Annotated in this window: 18 protein-coding genes and 1 tRNA gene; 8 read left to right on the top strand and 11 right to left on the bottom strand. The window is 76.4% G+C overall.

Annotated elements, in window-relative coordinates; translation table 11 throughout:
• Positions 1 to 41: 41 nt before the first annotated feature.
• The 3 genes from BMW27_RS12790 to BMW27_RS12800 all read right to left on the bottom strand — a co-directional run bounded on the left by BMW27_RS12790 (position 42) and on the right by BMW27_RS12800 (position 2,035).
• A complete protein-coding gene (locus BMW27_RS12790; RefSeq protein ID WP_091444723.1) occupies positions 42 to 410 on the bottom strand; it encodes a DUF3263 domain-containing protein in 369 nt (122 codons plus the stop codon).
• 219 nt (positions 411 to 629) lie between these two features.
• Positions 630 to 1,547 (bottom strand): EamA family transporter RarD, encoded by a 918-nt coding sequence (rarD, locus tag BMW27_RS12795; RefSeq protein WP_091444726.1) that lies wholly within the window; start codon positions 1,545 to 1,547, stop codon positions 630 to 632.
• A 56-nt stretch (positions 1,548 to 1,603) separates the two neighbouring features.
• Complete coding sequence (locus BMW27_RS12800) at positions 1,604 to 2,035, bottom strand: CBS domain-containing protein (RefSeq protein WP_091444728.1); 432 nt, start codon at positions 2,033 to 2,035, stop codon at positions 1,604 to 1,606.
• Positions 2,036 to 2,126: 91 nt separating this feature from the next.
• Here BMW27_RS12800 and BMW27_RS12805 point away from each other — a divergent pair, with 91 nt between their 5' ends.
• A complete protein-coding gene (locus BMW27_RS12805) occupies positions 2,127 to 2,537 on the top strand; it encodes a DUF5313 family protein (RefSeq protein ID WP_245743531.1) in 411 nt (136 codons plus the stop codon).
• Between the two features lie 105 nt (positions 2,538 to 2,642).
• Here BMW27_RS12805 and BMW27_RS12810 read toward each other — a convergent pair whose 3' ends face one another.
• The gene (locus BMW27_RS12810; protein WP_091444730.1) at positions 2,643 to 2,852 is read right to left on the bottom strand and encodes a dodecin; all 210 of its coding nucleotides are present in this window, start codon (positions 2,850 to 2,852) and stop codon (positions 2,643 to 2,645) included.
• 198 nt (positions 2,853 to 3,050) lie between these two features.
• On the opposite strand from BMW27_RS12810, the gene BMW27_RS12815 reads away from it, so the two are divergent.
• Positions 3,051 to 3,482, top strand: a complete 432-nt coding sequence (locus tag BMW27_RS12815; RefSeq protein WP_091444732.1) for a hypothetical protein — start codon at positions 3,051 to 3,053, stop codon at positions 3,480 to 3,482.
• Here the strand turns inward: BMW27_RS12815 and BMW27_RS12820 are convergent.
• The gene (locus BMW27_RS12820) at positions 3,446 to 4,156 is read right to left on the bottom strand and encodes a response regulator transcription factor (protein WP_091444735.1); all 711 of its coding nucleotides are present in this window, start codon (positions 4,154 to 4,156) and stop codon (positions 3,446 to 3,448) included. The genes BMW27_RS12815 and BMW27_RS12820 overlap by 37 nt on opposite strands.
• 137 nt (positions 4,157 to 4,293) lie before the next feature.
• On the opposite strand from BMW27_RS12820, the gene BMW27_RS12825 reads away from it, so the two are divergent.
• Positions 4,294 to 5,631, top strand: a complete 1,338-nt coding sequence (locus BMW27_RS12825; protein WP_091445142.1) for a sensor histidine kinase — start codon at positions 4,294 to 4,296, stop codon at positions 5,629 to 5,631.
• 59 nt (positions 5,632 to 5,690) lie between these two features.
• On the opposite strand, the gene BMW27_RS24375 is transcribed toward BMW27_RS12825, so the two are convergent.
• From BMW27_RS24375 to BMW27_RS12835, 3 genes are all read right to left on the bottom strand, one after another.
• Positions 5,691 to 5,819: a hypothetical protein gene (locus tag BMW27_RS24375; RefSeq protein WP_281244759.1), complete on the bottom strand. Its 129-nt coding sequence runs from the start codon at positions 5,817 to 5,819 to the stop codon at positions 5,691 to 5,693.
• 352 nt (positions 5,820 to 6,171) lie between these two features.
• Positions 6,172 to 6,244: transfer RNA gene (locus BMW27_RS12830), tRNA-Thr, on the bottom strand.
• 150 nt (positions 6,245 to 6,394) lie between these two features.
• Positions 6,395 to 7,294 (bottom strand): LysR family transcriptional regulator ArgP, encoded by a 900-nt coding sequence (locus tag BMW27_RS12835; RefSeq protein ID WP_091444738.1) that lies wholly within the window; start codon positions 7,292 to 7,294, stop codon positions 6,395 to 6,397.
• Between the two features lie 72 nt (positions 7,295 to 7,366).
• Between BMW27_RS12835 and BMW27_RS12840 the strand changes: the two genes are divergently transcribed.
• A complete protein-coding gene (locus tag BMW27_RS12840; RefSeq protein WP_091444742.1) occupies positions 7,367 to 7,999 on the top strand; it encodes a LysE/ArgO family amino acid transporter in 633 nt (210 codons plus the stop codon).
• Positions 8,000 to 8,163: 164 nt separating this feature from the next.
• The gene (locus BMW27_RS23720; RefSeq protein ID WP_217638144.1) at positions 8,164 to 8,964 is read left to right on the top strand and encodes an MOSC domain-containing protein; all 801 of its coding nucleotides are present in this window, start codon (positions 8,164 to 8,166) and stop codon (positions 8,962 to 8,964) included.
• Between the two features lie 203 nt (positions 8,965 to 9,167).
• Here BMW27_RS23720 and BMW27_RS12850 read toward each other — a convergent pair whose 3' ends face one another.
• The 3 genes from BMW27_RS12850 to BMW27_RS12860 are packed head-to-tail and all read right to left on the bottom strand — an operon-like array spanning position 9,168 to position 13,867.
• Positions 9,168 to 11,696 carry a polynucleotide kinase-phosphatase gene (locus tag BMW27_RS12850; protein ID WP_091444745.1) on the bottom strand — a complete coding sequence of 843 codons (2,529 nt, stop codon included), beginning with the start codon at positions 11,694 to 11,696 and terminating at the stop codon, positions 9,168 to 9,170.
• Positions 11,693 to 13,174: a 3' terminal RNA ribose 2'-O-methyltransferase Hen1 gene (locus BMW27_RS12855; protein WP_091444749.1), complete on the bottom strand. Its 1,482-nt coding sequence runs from the start codon at positions 13,172 to 13,174 to the stop codon at positions 11,693 to 11,695. Before BMW27_RS12855 ends, BMW27_RS12850 begins: the two co-directional genes overlap by 4 nt.
• A 51-nt stretch (positions 13,175 to 13,225) precedes the next feature.
• Positions 13,226 to 13,867, bottom strand: a complete 642-nt coding sequence (locus BMW27_RS12860; protein WP_139206895.1) for a hypothetical protein — start codon at positions 13,865 to 13,867, stop codon at positions 13,226 to 13,228.
• A 192-nt stretch (positions 13,868 to 14,059) separates the two neighbouring features.
• Here BMW27_RS12860 and BMW27_RS12865 point away from each other — a divergent pair, with 192 nt between their 5' ends.
• From BMW27_RS12865 to BMW27_RS12875, 3 genes are all read left to right on the top strand, one after another.
• Positions 14,060 to 14,968 (top strand): universal stress protein, encoded by a 909-nt coding sequence (locus BMW27_RS12865; protein ID WP_091445144.1) that lies wholly within the window; start codon positions 14,060 to 14,062, stop codon positions 14,966 to 14,968.
• Positions 14,969 to 15,025: 57 nt separating this feature from the next.
• Positions 15,026 to 15,802: an ABC transporter permease gene (locus BMW27_RS12870; RefSeq protein ID WP_091444757.1), complete on the top strand. Its 777-nt coding sequence runs from the start codon at positions 15,026 to 15,028 to the stop codon at positions 15,800 to 15,802.
• 106 nt (positions 15,803 to 15,908) lie between these two features.
• Complete coding sequence (locus BMW27_RS12875) at positions 15,909 to 17,225, top strand: S1C family serine protease (protein WP_091444760.1); 1,317 nt, start codon at positions 15,909 to 15,911, stop codon at positions 17,223 to 17,225.
• Positions 17,226 to 17,299: the final 74 nt, after the last annotated feature.

The raw sequence follows: 17,299 nt of genomic DNA on the forward strand, positions 1-17,299 counted from the left end.
GTCACCGCCTGATGCGGCGTGCCTGCCCACGGTGAGCAAATCTAGATGCCGCGGCCCCCGTTGCCCAGGAACTGAGACGATCGCCGCTGTCCCCGCGCGGCGCGCAGCCGGCGCAACCGCCGGACCAGCAGCGGGTCGGCCTCCAGGGCCGCAGGCCTGTCGACCAGGGCGTTCAGCAGCTGGTAGTAGCGCGTCGGCGCCAGGCCGAAGCGGTCACGGATGGCCGTCTCCTTGGCGCCGGGGCGGCGCCACCACTGCCGTTCGAAGGCGAGCACCTCGTGCTCGCGGCGGGTGAGGCCGGCGGACGGGGCAGCGGGGTCGGGGACGTGCGCGGTGGACGGGTCGGCCGCCGGGGGAAGAGGCACCTCGCCCCCCGGCGGGGAGACCGCGGGAGCTGGTTCGGCAGACACTGGACACCTCCTTGAGGGACACCCCGACGGTAGTCCGCCCCACCGACATCCCGGGCCGCGGCGGCCGCCTCGCCCGTGGAAGGACCTCGTCCTCACCGTGGGAGGACCCCGTCCCCCTCGTCCCTCGCAGGCTCGGGACGAGCCGCTGGACGGGGCCTGCGGCGAGCCTCTGGACGGGGCCTGGTCCGAGCCCTCGAGTGGTGGAGGCAGGGGTCCTCGTCAGACCGGTGCGGGCGCGGCCTCCGCCGTCCGCCGGCGGGCCCCGGCGCGGGCGTGGCGCAGGCTGTCGACGGTGAAGACGGCCAGCGCCACCCAGACGATGACGAAGCCGGCCAGCCGCGCCGGTGGCATCGGCTCGTCGTAGACGAAGACGCCGATGGCCAGCTGCATGAGCGGCGTGACGTACTGCAGCAGCCCCACGGTGGACAGCGGGATGCGCCGGGTCGCGCCGGCGAACAGCAGCAGCGGGACGGCGGTCGCCACCCCCGAGCTGAGGAGCAGCAGCAGGTGGCCGGTCCCGGCACTGCCCGCCGTCCCCTCCCCCTGCGCGTGGAGGAGGGCGAGCACCGCCACCGCGGGGACGACGACCAGGGCGGTCTCCACGAACAGCCCCGGCGCAGCCGCGACGCGCACCAGCTTCTTCATCAGCCCGTACAGGCCGAAGGTGAGCGCCAACGTCAGGGCGATCCACGGCGGCCGGCCGTAGTCGACGGTGAGCACGCCCACCGCGACCGCGGCGGTGCCCACGGCCACCCACTGCAGCCGGCGCAGCCGCTCGGCGAACACCACGACGCCGAGCAGCACGCTGACCAGCGGGTTGATGAAGTAGCCCAGCGAGGTCTCGACCACGTGCCCGGAGTTGACGGCGTAGACGAAGACCAGCCAGTTGGCGGCGATGAGCACCGCGGCGCCGGACAGCACCAGCAGCGCACGGCGGTCGGTGACCGTCGCCCGCACCTGCGGCCAGGCGCGCACCGCGGTCAGCAGGACGGCGACGAACAGCAGCGACCAGATGACCCGGTGGGCCACGATCTCCAGCCCGCCGGCGGGCTCAAGGAGGGGGAAGTACAGCGGGAACAGCCCCCAGAGGCCGTAGGCGGCCAGACCGGAGGCGACCCCGGCGCGCCGCTCGTCCACCCCTGCACCGTACGTCCGGCTCCCCGAGGCCGGTCCACCGGTTTCAGCGGCGGCGCTCAGCCCGTCTGGATGTAGTCGACGAGCTGGGCGCGCTCCTCCTCCAGCTCGTCGAGCCGCGCCTTGACCACGTCGCCGATGGAGACGATCCCGACCAGCGCGCCGCCCTCGACGACCGGCACGTGCCGCACCCGGTGCTGGGTCATCGTGCGCGCCAGCTCCTCGACGCCCGCACCCGGGACGCAGGTGTGCACCTGCGCGGTCATCACGCTGGAGACCGGGTCGGCGAGCAGGCCGGCGCCGCGCTCGTGCAGCGCCCGGACGACGTCCCGCTCGGAGACGATCCCGTCGACGGTGCGGCCGTCGGCGGAGACGACGAGGGCGCCGACCCCGTGCTCGGCGAGCAGGGCCAGCGCGGTGCGGACGCTGGCGGTCGCGTCGACGGTGGCGACGCCGGCCCCCTTGCGGCGGAGCAGCTGGGTGATGTGCATGCCGGACCTCCTCGCCGTCGGGTCGCGCGGGGCGAGTGTGCTCTCGCCCACAGGCCCCCGGCAACGCCCTTCCCGGCCTACCGTCGTCGGTGTGCGAATCCTCACCGCCGCGCGCCGGCCCACCCCGCTGCAGTGGGTGCGCTATGCGCTGGGTGGCCGGCTCCCCTCCGAGCTCTCCGCGTGGGTGCTGGCCGACACGACCGAGCCCGGCTGGGCTCGCCGTCACCTGACCCGGGCCGTGGTACAGCTGCTGCCGGTGCTGGTGCTCTGCCTGGCCGTCGTCCCGGTGCCGCTGGTCTACCGGCTCTCCGCCGCCGGGGGCGGGCTGCTCATGGGGCTGATCTTCTCCACGGCGTTCATGGTCGAGACCACCGAGCACCGGGTCGCCAAGGCCGGCTACCCGCCGGGCACCGCGGCGCGCATCCGGGCCGAGCGCCACGAGCGGGAACAGGTCGAGCGCCGCTCCCCCTACCGACGCGACGGCGCGGGCAGCTTCGACTGAGAACCCCCGCAGGGTCCCGCCGCGAGCCCGGTGACGTACTGGGACGGCCGGCCTCCGGGGGCCTGCGCCGAGCCTGCGAGGCGTGGGGAGGAAGGGGGTCCTCGTTCAGTCCTCGACGCGGAAGCCGATCGCCAGCCGCACCTGGAAGTAGTTGACGTCGCCGTCGACGACCTGACCGCGGATCTCCTTGGTCTCGAACCACTCGACGTGCCGGACGGTCTGCGCGGCCTTGCGGATCGCGGTGCGGATGGCGTCGTCGACGCTCGTCCGACTGCTGCCGACGATCTCGCTCAGCCGGTACACGTGGTCGGACACGGCAGCCTCCTGGGCTCGGCTCCCCGGCGCCGTCGTCTCGCCGCCGGCCGGGCGCCACGCTAGCGGGCGCGGGCCCCGGCCCACCACGCGACGTCCGTTAACCGACTTCTTGCCCGTCGCTGGGTCACCGCTGGCCACCCACCCCCTAGCGTCGGAGGCGCCCCTCCCCGACCCCTCGGACACAGCGGCAGGACGGCGATGACGGATCTGCACCTCGTGGTCGGCGGCCTCCTGACCCGGGACCCGCTGCTCGGGACCCTGCTGCTCAACCACGCCGTCGGGCTGCAGTGTGAGCGATTGCCGGCGCCGTCCTCGATCGTCCCGAGCTGGGCGGCCGACGAGCGCCCCGGGGCCCCCGCCGGCGGTGAGCTGCTAACCGTCGAGGCCCACGTGTCCCGGTACACCCCACGCCCGCACCGCTGCCTCGACCACGTCCTGGACACGGTGCACGCCGTCCTGACCGACGGTGCGGTCCGCGCGGAGCGCCTGGACGACGGCGGCGTCCCGGACATCGGCAGCGGGACCGTCTCCCGTTCCGCGACCTGGGCCCTGGCCCCGGTCGCCGTCGGCGTCCTCGGCCGCCCAGCGACCGGCTACCGCCCGTCGGGAGCCGCCAGCTCCAGCCGGTAGCCGTGGCCGCGCACGGTGACGATCTGCGGGATCCCGAGGCCGGGCGGCGCGGCTTCCTGCAGCTTGCGCCGCAGCGCCGCGACGTGGACGTCGAGGGTCTTCGTCGAGCCGAACCAGTTCTCGTCCCACACGTCGGCCATCAGCTGCTCGCGGCTGTGCGCGACCTCGGGCTGGGCGGCCAGCCGCGCCAGCAGGTCGAACTCCTTGGGCCGCAGGTGCACCTCCCCGCCCCCGACCGTGACCCGGTGCCGGGCGACGTCGACCACGAGCTCGCCCACGGCGCGGACGGCGGGCCCCGTCGTCCCGCTCCCGCCGCGGCGCAGGTGCGCCCGGATGCGGGCGTGCAGCTCGGCCAGCCGGACCGGCTTGACCAGGTAGTCGTCGGCGCCCGCCTCCAGCCCGACGACGACGTCCATCTCCGCCGACCGCGCCGTCAGCATCACCAGCACGCACCCCGGCTGGGCCACCCGCAGCTGCCGGCACACCTCCACGCCGTCGAGGTCGGGCAGCCCGAGGTCGAGCAGGACGAGGTCGACCGCGCCGGCCGCGGCACGGGCCAGGCCGCCGGCGCCGGTGCGCTCCCAGGCGACCTCGTAGGCGTGGCTGCGCAGGCTCGACACCAGCGCCTCGCCGATGGACGCGTCGTCCTCGACCAGCAGGACCCGTCCGGCCATGCGGGCATCGTGGCACCGCCTCCTCGGATCCGGGACCGGTCGCGCCGCGGCAGGAGGCGGTGACAGCGCCTGGGCGACGGTGCACCCTGGCGCTCCCGAGCACCGTGCCCGCCGACCGCGGAACGGAGACCACGCCCGTGCGCACCCGGATCGTCGCCCTGGCCGTCCTGGCCTCCGTGCTCGCCACCTGCCTGTTCGCCCTCCCGCTGAGCTGGGCCGTCCGAGCGCACATGCTGGGGCAGGAGCGCGGCTACCTCGTGCGGGAGGCCAGCCACGTCGCCCTCGGGGTGGCGGACGACGTGGAGGTGGGCTCGCCGGTCGACCGCGACGTCCTCACCGACGTCGGGGAGGACGACGAGGACCTCACCGCTGCCGTCTTCGACGAGGACGGCGACCTGCTGGCGGGATCCGCTCCCGACCGCGACGTCGCCGTCCTCGAGTACGCACTGGACGGCCAGGTGAAGGCCCGCATCGACGACGACCTGGTGATGGCGGCCGTCCCGGTCACGCACGGGGAGGACGTGATCGGCGCCGTGCTCGTGACCGAGCAGCGCAGCCACGTGCTGGGCGAGGTCGGCCTCGTCTGGGGCGCGATGGCGGGGCTGGCCGCCGCAGCGATCATGGTGACCTGGCTGGTGGCTCGGGAACAGGCGCGGCGGCTGGCCCGTCCGCTCGAGGACCTGGAGGAGAACGCCCGCCGGCTCGGGGACGGCGACTTCAGCGTCCGCACGCGCCGCGGCGGGATCGAGGAGATCGACGCGGTCGGCGCCGCACTCGACACGACGGCCATCCGGCTGGACGACCTCCTGGCCCGCGAGCGGGCGTTCTCCGCCGACGCCTCGCACCAGCTGCGGACACCGCTGGCGGGCATGCGGCTGCGGCTGGAGGCGGCGCTGGAGCGGACGGACGCCGACCCCCGGCAGGCGATCGCCGCGAGCCTGGTCGACGCCGACCGCCTCGAGGCGATCATCGACGAGCTGCTCGGCCTGGCCCGTGCCGGGCAGGCCACGTCGGCCGGCCCGGTCGACCTGGACGCGCTGCTCGGCGAGCTGGCGCCGGAGTGGGCCGCCCGGCTGGCACTGCACGGCCGCGACCTGGAGGTGCGGGTCGATCCCGGCGCCCCGGACGCGCGGGCGTCGGGCGCGGCGGTCCGGCAGGTGCTGGGTGTGCTGGTCGACAACGCCACCACGCACGGCCGGGGGACGGTCACCATCACCGCGCGGGAGACGGCCGGCGCCGTGGCGGTCGACGTCTCCGACGAGGGCCCGGGCGTCCAGGACCCGGAGGGCGTGCTGTTCTCCCGCCAGGCCGATCGCCGGGACGGGCACGGCATCGGCCTGGCCCTGGCCCGCCGGCTGGTCGAGGCCGAGCAGGGCCGGCTGACCTTGACGTGCGCGTCGCCGCCCGTCTTCACGATGCTGCTGCCCCTGGCGTCCACCGGGGCACGCGAGGACGACGCCGTCCCGGTCCGGTAGGCCGGTGGCCCGGCGGCCGGGGTCTGCCCTCGGCCGCCGGGCGACGGCTGTCCGCCGACCTACTCCGGGTCCCTACCGGGGTCGTGCGGGCGGACCCCGGCCCGCCTGTTCTCGCGCCAGTACAGACCCACCGTGAGCAGGATCAGCGCGGCGATGACCGCCACGACGGTCAGGGTCAGCAGTGACACCGGTACATCTCCACCCTTCGTCGTCCCGGACGTGCCGTACGCGGGTGTCCCCACCCGGCGCCGTGACCGGGCGCCGGCGGCAGGGTCCGGACGCCGCCCCCGGTGTCCGGTTCCCCGGACCCGTGCGGGCGGTGAGCCGGGATCCCGGCCACGGTGTCCGTGCGACAGCTCCGTTGCGGTGCAGGCCGGCCCCGGGAGGGGCCGACGGCTGTGGTCACGGCTCGGGACGCTAGGCAGCACGCAGGGGGCCGCCGTCGGGCCGGACGACGCTTTACCGACTTCTTGCCGCTGCTTTGCCTTCTGCAACGACCGGCGGCGTCGGCCACCGCCTGGACGGCGCCGCACTGCGGTGAGCCGACGGGGGGACTCGAACCCCCAACCGCCCGATTACAAGTCGGGTGCGCTACCAGTTGCGCCACGCCGGCGGGACACGGGGACACGTCCCGGCCCAAGGATAGGGACCGGGCGGGCGCGGACCGGGCGGCCGGTCGGCCCGGCAGGCGACGCGAGCACGGTCGCGCTGTCCCGGAGCCGGACGGGGGTCCCCCGGGGCCGGGCTGCCACCGCGGGGCTGATCAGCGCCCGGACCCGCCGGGCTGGTCCAGTTCGCGGGCGGCGGCTGCCAGCACGGCCTCGCGGACGCGGTCGAGCGTGGCGGAGCGCAGCCGCCACTGCTGCCAGTACAGGACGACGTCGATCGCGGCGGCCGGGTCGAGGGGGACCAGCTCCGCCGTTCCCCCGCGTGCCTGGAGGTCGGGCACCATGCCCCAGCCCAGGCCGAGGGTGATGGCGGCCACGAAGTCCGCCGCGGCCGGCACGTGGTGCACCGGCGGGGCGACGTCGGCCCCGCCCTGCGCGTGCAGGTAGCGGTACTGCAGGTCGTCCTTGCGGTCGAAGACGACGACCGGGGCGCTCGCGAGCGCCTCGGTCGCGGGGCCGGCGGGGAACCAGCGGTGCACGAAGGCGGGAGTGGCCATCGGCCGGTAGCGCATGCCGCCGAGGCGGGTGGAGGTGCAGCCGGGCACCGCCTCGGCGTCCGCGGTCACCGCGGCCATGACCGTGCCGGCGCGCAGCAGGGCGCTGGTGTACTCCTGGTCCTCGCGGTGCAGGTCGAAGCAGACGTCGCCGGCCAGCGGCGCCAGCGCGGGCAGCACCCAGGTGGCCATCGAGTCGGCGTTGACCGCGATCGGCAGCGTCGGCACCCCTCCGGGCGAGGGGTTCCCGCCGAGCTCGCGGGCGACGTCGGCGGTGAGCAGCTCCAGCTGCCGGGCCAGGCGCAGCACCGCCTGCCCGGACTCGGTGACCTGGACCGGCTTGGTCCGCACCAGCAGGATCCGGCCGGTCGCGACCTCCAGCGCGCGCAGCCGCTGGCTGATCGCCGACGGGGTCACGTGCAGCGCCCGTGCGGCGGCCTCCAGCGTGCCGCCGCGGACGGTGGCGTCCAGCGCCCGCAACTGCGCCAGGTCGAGGTCCACGGACAGGGATGCTAATGACGGATGAGAATCATGAGCTGGACCGGGGGTCGACTCCTTCCTACGGTCGACGGCGTGCTGACCACTCCGGCCCTGCTCGCCGTTGCGTCCGGGCTCGCCCTGGGCCTGGGGCTGATCGTCGCCATCGGCGCCCAGAACGCCTTCGTCCTCCGGCAGGGGCTCCGCGTCGAGCACGTGGCCGCGGTGGTGGCGGTGTGCGCCCTCTCCGACCTCGCGCTGATCTTCGCCGGGGTGCTGGGTGCCGGCGCGGCGCTGTCGCGGGTGCCGTGGCTCATCCCGGTGGTGTGCTTCGCCGGGGCGGCGTTCCTCCTCTGCTACGGCGTGCTGGCCGCGCGACGGGCGCTGCGTCCCGGCGCGCTGCTGCCGGACGCCGCCGGCGCCCGCACCGGGCTCGCGGTGACCGTCGGCACCTGCCTGGCGCTCACCTGGCTCAACCCGCACGTGTACCTGGACACGGTGGTCCTGCTCGGCTCGATGGCCTCGACGTACGGCGAGCACCGGTGGGAGTTCGCCGCCGGTGCCGGTCTCGGCAGCACCCTCTGGTTCACCGGCCTCGGCTACGGCGCCCGCCTGCTCCGGCCGGTGTTCGCCCGCCCCGCGGCCTGGCGGGTCCTCGACGGCGTCATCGCCGTCGTCATGTCGGCCCTCGCCGTCTCCCTGGTGGTCCGTGGCGTCAGCGGAGCCTGAGACGGCGGCGAGCCGTGCTCGTGTGGTATCCCGGTGCCGCGCTCGGCGGTTCCGGCCGGACACCTGGAGGACCTGTGATCGACGTCGAGCTCCCGCCCGGACCTCCCACGGGTGCGCTCGCCCGCGGGTTCGCCGCGTGCCTGGCATCGGTCACCGAACGGCCGGTGACCGACCTGCCGCGGCCCGGCGAGGACCTGGCGCACGCACTGGGCGCCTGGCGGAGCTGGCTGGCCGAGCGCGGGTCGGGCCTGGTGCCCATCGCCGACCCCGTGCGCTTCCAGTGGGCCGGGTGGTGGATCGCCGTCGTCGAGGACCCCGCCGACCCGGGAGCCGTCGGTGCGGAGGTGGCCGTGCTGGCGTTCGGCACGCCGCCGGGCGTCGTGCTCAGCCCGCAGGCACCCGGGCTGCTGGGTCGGGCCACCGCGGACCTGCGCATCCGCGAGGCCCACGCCGTCGCCTCCCTCGATCCGGTGCTGCACCGACGGCAGGCCGGAGCGGACCTGCGCGGCACCGTCGAGGGCCTCGCGGTGGCACCCGCCGCCGAGGCGCCGATGCAGCTGCTCGGGGTCGCGCGGGCCCGCGCCGGCCGGGGGTTCGACGGGGACCGCTACGCCGCCGGAGCCGGCACGTTCACCCCCCGCGCCGCCCGGCGCCCCGGCTACGACCTGACCCTGATCGCTGCCGAGGTGCTCGACGGGATGGCCGCGGCCGGGCAGGTGCTGGACTTCGCCGGCACCCGGCGCAACGTCCTCACCCGCGGCATCGACGTCAACGCCCTGGTGGGACGGCGCTTCCGCATCGGGGACGTGCTGTGCGAGGGACGCCGGCTGTGCGAGCCGTGCGTCCACCTCGACCGGCTCAGCGGACCAGGGGTCCTGCGGCCGCTCATCCACCGCGGCGGCCTGCGCGCCGACGTCCTCACCGACGGGGAGATCCGCCTGGGGGCACCGGTCCGGACCGTCTGACCGGACGGGTCGACGGAGCCGATGGGCGGCACCACCGCGACCACGGCGACCGTCGGCACGCCGGCGGTCGCGGTCACCGTCGGTCTGCACCTGTGGCGCGCACCGCCCTCGTCAGCATCCTCGTCGGCACCGCCGTCCCCGTCGCCCTCGCCACCGCGCCGGCCGGTGTCCCGGGTGCTCACCCGGCACCACCCACCGAGCCGTCACAGGCGCGGGTCGACCGGCTCGGACTCCAGCGCCAGGACGGCGAAGACACACTCGTGCACCCGCCACAGCGGCTCACCGCGGGCCAGCCGCTCCAGCCCCTCCTGCCCGAGCGCGTACTCCCGCAGCGCCAGTCCGCGCTTGCGCCCGAGCGAGCGCTCGCGCAGCCGGTCGAGGTGCCGGGGCTCGGTGTAGTCCGGGCCGTAGACGAGCCGCAGGTACTCGCGGCCGCGGACCTTGAGCCCGGGCTGCGCGTACCCCCGCCGGCCACGGGTGAGGTTGGCCGCCGGCTTGACGACCACCCCCTCGCCGCCGGCCGCGGTCAGCTCCTCCCACCACGCCGTCGCCGCGGCCTCGCCGGCCGGGTCGCCGAGGTCGACGGCGAGCGAGCGGGTGGCGCGGACCAGCTCGGGGTCGGCCCCGGCCAGGCGGTCGGCGAGCGACAGGTGCCAGGCGTGCGGCCGGTCGGCGTACGTCGTCCCCGCGGTGGCGAGCAGCTGGAACGGCGCGCAGGAGACGCCGGCCAGCCCGTCGGTCGGCCAGCAGTAGCGCCGGTACACCTCGGTGAACGCCGCGGCGTCCCCGGCTCGTCGCCGCTGCCGGTCGAGCAGGTCGCCCACCTCCAGGCCCCGCCCGGCGGCGGCCTCCAGCGCCGCGACGGCCGCCGGCAGCGCCGCCCGCGCCGCGGCCCCCACGGCCGCGTACTGGCTGCGGACCAGGTCGCCGGCCTTGGCCGACCACGGCAGCAGCTCGGCGTCGAGCAGCAGCCAGTCGGTGCCGAGCTCGTCGAACAGCCCCGACCGCTCCGCCGCGGCCGAGAGCCGGGCGGTGAACGCAGCGGTGAGGTCGCCGCCGAAGAAGGACCGGCCGGTGCGGGTGTGCAGCACCCCGGAACCGTCCCGGCGGACCAGCGCCACGGCCCGGGAGCCCATGTGCTTCTCCTGGCAGACGACCTCGGCCACGCCCTCGCCGCGGTAGTGGGCGAACGCCTCGGTGGGGTGCTCGAGCAGTCCCGGCCGCGACGAGGTCGCCGAGGGGCTCATCGTCGGCGGCAGGTACAGCAGCTGCTCCGGCGCGACGGCGAAGCGGCTCATCACCTCCAGGGCCGCCGCGGCGTTCTCCTCGCGCACGGTCACCCGCCCGGCGAGCCGGGTCTCCACGACGCGCTTGCCGAGCACGTCGTCGACGTCCAGGACGCCGTCGGGACGGGCCCCGGCCGGCGGGGCGGTGCCCTCCGCGGGCAGGAACGGGCGGGCCGGGTCGTAGTACGTCTGCCGCGCGGGGACGCCGACCAGCTCGCGCTCCGGGTAGCGCAGCGCGGTCAACCGGCCGCCGAACACGCAGCCGGTGTCCAGGCAGAGGGTGTTGTTCACCCACTCCGGCGTCGGCACCGGGGTGTGCCCGTAGAGCACCATCGCGCGGCCGCGGTACTCCTGCGCCCACGGGTAGCGCACCGGCAGGCCGAACTCGTCGGTCTCGCCGGTCGTGTCGCCGTACAGCGCGAAGCTGCGCACGCGGGCACTGGAGCGGCCCTGCAGTCGCTCGGTCAGCCCGGCGTGCGCGACGACCAGGGCCCCGCCGTCGAGCACGTAGTGACTGACCAGGCCGGCGCAGAACTCCTCGACCTCGCGCCGGAAGTCCTGGTGCTCCTCCTCGAGCTGGGTCAGCGTGCGCTCCAGGCCGTGGGTGACCTGGACGTCGCGGCCGCGCAGCGCGCGCACCAGCTTGTTCTCGTGGTTGCCGGGGACGCACAGCGCGTGCCCCGCGGCGACCATGCCCATCACCAGGCGCAGCACGCCGGGCGAGTCGGGCCCGCGGTCGACGAGGTCGCCGACGAAGACCGCGCGACGCCCGGCCGGGTGGACGGCGTCGACCGCCCGGCCCCGCTCGTCGCGGTGCAGCTCGTAGCCGAGCTCCCCGAGCAGTTCCTCCAGCTCGGCGCGGCAGCCGTGCACGTCACCGACGACGTCGAACGGTCCGGTGTCCTCGCGCCGGTCGTTGTACTGCTTCTCGTAGCCGATGACGGCGCGCTCGACGTCGTCCGGGCCGAGGACGTGCACCTTGCGGAAACCCTCCCGCGACAGGCCGCGCAGCCCGCGCCGCAGGTCGGCCCGCTGCCGCCGGACGACGCCGGGGGCGAGGTCGCGATCGGGCCGCGCGGCGTTGCGGGCCAGGCACTCGGCCTCGGGCACGTCGAGGACGATGGCCACGGGCAGCACGTCGTGCTCGCGTGCCAGGCGCACGAGGGAGGCCCGGTCCTCGGCCTTGACGTTCGTGGCGTCCACGACGGTCAGCCGCCCGGCGCGCAGCCGGATGCCGGCGATGTGGTGCAGCAGGGCGAAGGCCTCCGGCGTCGCCGACTGGTCGTTCTCGTCGTCGGCCACGAGGCCGCGGCAGGCGTCGCTGGAGAGCACCTGCGTCGACGCGAAGTGCCGGCGCGCGAAGGTGCTCTTGCCCGAGCCGCTCACCCCGATCAGGACGACCAGGGACAGGTCGGGGACGACGAGGGTGCGGGGCCCGTCGGTCATCCCGCCACCTCCCCCGCGCCCCGGGTGAACACGGCCAGCTGGGAGGGCGAGCCGACCTCGGGGTCCTCGGTCCCGACGCCCAGCAGGCGGACGGCGTACCCGTACCGCTCCCCCACCGCGGTCGCCCACCCGGAGAACTCCGCGCGGGTCCACTCGAAGCGGTGGTCGCGGTGCCGGAAGGCGCCGGCCGGCAGGTCGGTGTAGCGCACGTTGAACTCCACGTTGGGGGTGGTGACGACGACGGTCGCCGGCGCCGCGGCCCCGAAGACCGCGTGCTCCAGGGCCGGCAGCCGGTCCGGGTCGAGGTGCTCGACGACCTCCACGAGCACCGCCGCGTCGTAGCCGCGCAGCCGGGCGTCGGTGTAGGTCAGCCCGCTCTGCAACAGCCGGACCCGCGCGCGCTGCCGCTCGGGCATGCGGTCCAGGCGCAGCCGCCGGGCGGCGACCTCCAGCGCACGGGCGCTGACGTCGACGCCGAGCACCTCGGTGAACGTGGGTTCGGCGAGCAGCGCGGGCAGCAGCGCGCCGGCGCCGCAGCCGAGGTCGACGACCCGCTGCGCGCCCGCAGAGCGCAGGGCGGCCAGCACCGCGCCGTGCCGCTGCAGCGCCAGGGGCAGCGGACGGTCGGCGTCCACGTCGGCGTCCGCGGCTGCATCGGCGTCCACGTCGGCACCCCCGGGCCCTCCGGCCGCGGTCACCGGCGGAGCGGTCGCGTCGTCCAGGGCGTCGGGCTCGGCGTCGTCGACCTCGGCGAGCCGCTCGATGGCCCGGCGGGTCAGCGTGGCCCGGTGCTTGAGGTACCGGCGGGTGATCAGCTCCCGGTCCGGGTGGGCGGCCAGCCAGCCGCTGCCGGCGCGCAGCAGCTTCTCGACCTCGTCGGCGCCGATCCAGTGGTGCTTGGCGTCGTCGAGCACCGGCAGCGCGACGTAGAGCTGGTTGAGCGCGTCGGCGAGCCGCAGGTCCCCGGTCAGCCGCAGGTCCACGTACCGGGAGTCCCCCCACCCGGGGACCGCCTCGTCGAGCGGTACCGCCGTCGCCTCGACCCGCCAGCCCAGCGGGGCGAAGAAGCGGTGCGCCATCTCCGCTCCGCCGCGGCAGGACAGCGCCGGGACGTGCACCTCCAGCGGCAGGGCGACGTCGACCAGCTCCGGCCGCTCCCTGCTCACGCCCCGGCGGGCGCTGGCGAACGCCTTGCCCAGCGCCACGGCCAGCAGGCTGGAGGCGGCGTAGGGCCGGTCGTTGACGTACTGCGCGAGCGCGGCGCCCTCGGTCCCGCCGGCGCGGGCGGTGCGCACCAGCCCGACCGGGTCCACCTCGAGCAGCAGCGCCACGGTGCAGCGCTGGTCGGTCGCCTCCGGGTAGAAGACGTGCGCCGTGCCGGTCGAGACCTCGACCTGCTGCGCCCGCGCGGGGTTCTTGTGCAGCAGGAAGCCCAGGTCGGTCGCCGGCGGGCGGGTGGTGGTCAGCGTGACGAGCACGCCGCAGTGTGACCGCTCGACTCCGGCTGGTCGACCGCTTTCGCCGGTGGCTCAGGCGGCGGCGTCGCCGTGCTTGAGGTCGCCGCTCGGATCGCTGCCGGCCAGCGGCAGTCCGGAGAGCCACCGGGCGAAGCCGTCGGGATCGCGCCGCTCGAGCTCGTCGAGGGTCTGCTCCCGCCGGACGACGATCGCCTCGCGGGTGCGGGCGTCGAGCGGACCGGACAGCGCCGTCGTCGTCCGGACCCACTCGCGGCCGAGGTCGGCGGTCGACAGCGAGGACACCGGCGGCAGCGGGGCCGCGGGCCGGCGCGCCGGGGCCACGACGGTCGGGGACGCAACCCCGACCCCGGCACCGCGACTGCGGACGAGCCAGACGACCGTCCAGGTGCCTGCGGCGGCGCCGGCGACCAGCAGGGTGAGCACCGCCCCACCGAGGACGGCGGTCCCGGAGAGGACCAGCAGCACCCCGACGGTCGCCACGCCGGCCTTCCAGGCCGCGTCGACGACGGCGGGCTTCCCCGGCCGGGACTCACGGGTCACCCCTGCTGCCAGGCAGGCGGAGACCACCGCGGCGAGCCCCACCGCGACCAGACCGGGCGGTCGCAGGGCCAGGCCACCGACGACGGCCAGCCCGGCGCCGACGACGGCACCGGACCAGAGCAGGAGGCGGGGAAGCGGACCGCGGGTGGACACGGGGGCACCCTCCGGGGGCGGGGCCGGACACAGGAGGCGGGCGGTCACCGGCGGAGCGACGACCCGGATCCCGCCCTTACCCAGCCGCACGCGTCTTGCACCCTCCGTGGCGGCGCGGTCTCTTCCCTGCGGCGCTCCGTGCGAGGACCCTCGACGGCAGCCACGGGGGACGACCGTCATCCGGAGGTGCCCGTGCCCACGACGACCCCCATCCCCGCCGGGACGCTGCCCACGCCAGGCCCGGCGGACGACCGCCCGCAGGCGCCGCCCCTGGTGGTCGGCGCCGACGGCAGCGAGTGCGGGCTGCGGGCGGTCCGCTGGGCCGCCGAGGAAGCCGTCCGCCGCGACGCACCGCTGCGGATCGTGCACGCCACCCCGCACCACGGGCGCCAGGGGGTGGCCGGCTCCCCGGCTCCCGAGCTGCCGCGCGCCCGCGGGGCCACGGCCCAGGCGTACACGGTCGCCCGGCACACCGCGCCGTCGGTCGCGGTCTCCACCGAGGTGGTCCCCGGTGACCCGGTGGCCGCGCTGCTGCGGGCGGCCGAGGACGCCCAGCTCGTCGTCCTCGGGATCACCACCACCGGGGCCGCCGACGAGCTGGTGCTCGCGTCCGTCGCCCAGCGGGTGGCCGCCCGCTCGCCCCGCCCGGTGGTCGTCGTCCCCCGGTCCCGGCCGGGTGGCACCGGCTCCCGCCCGCACGTGGCGGTGGTCGGCCTCGGCGAGCACGAGGACGACGAGCCGGTCGCCGTCTTCGCCGCCGAGGAGGCGCTGCGGACCGGCCGGCCGCTGCTGGTGCTGCACACCCGGTCCGACGACGGTGGCGAGTGGGGCGCGGACTCCCCGCGGTGGGCCGAGCGGTGGCCGGACCTGCGGCTGACGCACACCCCGGTGCCCGGGCCGACCGGCGGCCGGGTGCTGGCCGCGGCCTGCCCCACCCCGTTGCTGGCGATGACCGCGGGCCACGGTGGGCTGCTGCACCGGCCGATGGACGGGCTGCACCGCTGGCTGCTGCGGCACTGCACCTCCCCGATGGCCTTCGTGCCGCCGGTGCACCGGGTGACCGGGAAGGAGCCGCGCGAGGAGATCATCGCCGTCGGCTGAGGGAGGACCCCGGCCTCCTCGGCCCGCAGGGAGCCCGGCCGGGCATGATCGTCGCCCGTGGGTCCCTCCGTCGTCGACCTCGGTCCCCGGCTGGCGGTGGCACTGGTCCTGCTGACCGCGCTCGCCGCCGCGGCCGGCCGGCTCTCCGGCCTCGGGGTGGACCGGCCGGTCGTCGTCGCCGCGGTGCGCGCGACGGTCCAGCTGGCCGTCGTGTCGGCGGTCCTGCTCGTCGTCGTGCGCTCGCTGGCGCTGTCGGGGTCGTTCCTGGTGGTCATGGTCGGCGTCGCGGCGGTGACGGCGGCCGGGCGGGCCACCGGGCTGGCGCTCCGCGACGCGGGCACGGCCCGCCGGGTGGGCACCGCCGCGGTCCCCGTGCTGGTCGGCGCCGTCCCGGTGGTGGCCCTCGTGCTGGCCAGCGGCACGGTCCCGCTGCGCGGTGAGGCGGTCATCCCGATCGCCGGGATCCTCGTCGGTGGGGCGATGACCGCGACGTCCCTGGCCGGCCGCCGGCTGCGGGAGGAGCTCGACGCGCGGCGCGGGGAGGTCGAGGCCGCCCTCGCGCTCGGGCTGGTGCAGCGCGACGCCGTCCGCGAGCTGCTGCGGCCCGCCGCCTCCACCGCCCTGGTGCCCCCGCTGGACCAGACCCGGACCGTCGGGCTCGTCACGCTCCCCGGCGCGTTCGTCGGGGTACTCCTGGGTGGCGGCAGCCCGGTGGAGGCCGGCGCGGCCCAGCTGCTGGTGCTCATCGGCCTGCTGGCCGCGCAGGTCACCGCCGCGTGGACGGTGGTGGAGCTGGTCGCCCGAGGCCGGCTGCTCCCCGACGTCCCCCGGTGACACGTCCAGGGACCTCACAGGGGACCGCAAGCGCCGGGGCAGCGGCTCCGGTCAGAGTGGATGTCGGAGGGCGGTGGACGGCCGCCCACGAGGAGGACGAGGACACGTGGACCCCTACGGCACCCCCCACTCGGCGTCGGGCAACTGGGCGCCGCCGACCTGGCCCCAGCAGCCTGCCGGCGGACGCGCTGCGCCGGGGCAGCAGGCCACGGGGTCCGCCGCGCCGGGTTCCCCCCTCCCCGGCCAGCCGCCGTTCGGGCAGCCGGGTCAGCACGGCCAGCCGGGCCCGGTCCCCGCGGCGCCCCCCGCACCGTCCCGCCCGGCGGGCCGGTGGCGCATCGGCGTCGCCGGTCTGCTCGCCGGGGCGCTGATCGGCGGCGGCGCCGGAGCCGGCGTGGCCCTGCTCGCCGACGGGCCGGACGGCAGCACCGGCGGCGGCACGGCCGCCGCGCAGAACGTCACCATCACCAACCCGCAGACGGCGACCGCGGTCACCGCGGCCGCGGCCAAGGCGGCCCCCAGCGTCGTGACCGTCTACGTCACCGGCGCCTCGGGCTCGGGCAGCGGGTCCGGCGTCGTCCTCAGCGAGGACGGCTACGTGCTGACCAACAACCACGTGATCAGCCTGGACGGCGCGGGTTCGGCGGTCGTCTCGGTGCGCACCTCCGACGGCACGCTGTACGACGCCACCGTCGTCGGCACGCAGCCGGTGTACGACCTGGCGGTGCTGGAGCTGCAGGGCGCCTCCGGCCTGACCCCGGCGACCTTCGCCGACTCCGACGCGGTGCAGGTCGGCGACCTGGCCGTGGCGATCGGGGCCCCGCTGGGTCTGTCGGACACGGTGACCGACGGCATCGTCAGCGCCACGGGCCGGGCCGTGGCCACCGGCTCCACCGAGGGCGACGCCACCGTCATCGACGCGCTGCAGACCGACGCGGCCATCAACCCCGGCAACTCCGGCGGCGCGCTGGTCGACGGCGCCGGCGAGGTGGTCGGCATCAACACCGCCATCGCCACGGTCGCCTCCGGGGCGCCGGGGCAGTCGACGGAGAGCGGCAGCATCGGCGTCGGCTTCGCCATCCCGGGGAACACCGCGAAGCGCATCGCCCAGGAGCTGGTGGCCGACGGCTCGGCCGAGATCACCTACCTGGGCGTGAGCGCGCAGACCGCCGCGGACCCGGACCATCCCGAGGTCGGCACCGGGGCGCAGCTGGTGCAGGTGCAGCCGGGCACCCCGGCGTCCGACGCGGGACTGCAGTCCGACGACGTCATCACCGCGGTCGGCGACCGGGTCGTGACGACCTCGACCGAGCTGACCGCCGCCGTCCGCAGCGCCGCCCCCGGCGACGAGGTCACCCTCACCGTGCGCCGCGGGCAGCAGTCCGAGCAGGTCGACGTCACCCTGGGCGCCACCGAGGGCTGATGGAGGACCTCGTCCCCCTCACCCCTCGCAGGCTCGGGGCGAGCCTCTGGACGAGGCCGCCCTCCTAGGCTGGG

The organism is Geodermatophilus poikilotrophus, from assembly GCF_900111455.1.
GTDB lineage: Bacteria > Actinomycetota > Actinomycetes > Mycobacteriales > Geodermatophilaceae > Geodermatophilus > Geodermatophilus poikilotrophus.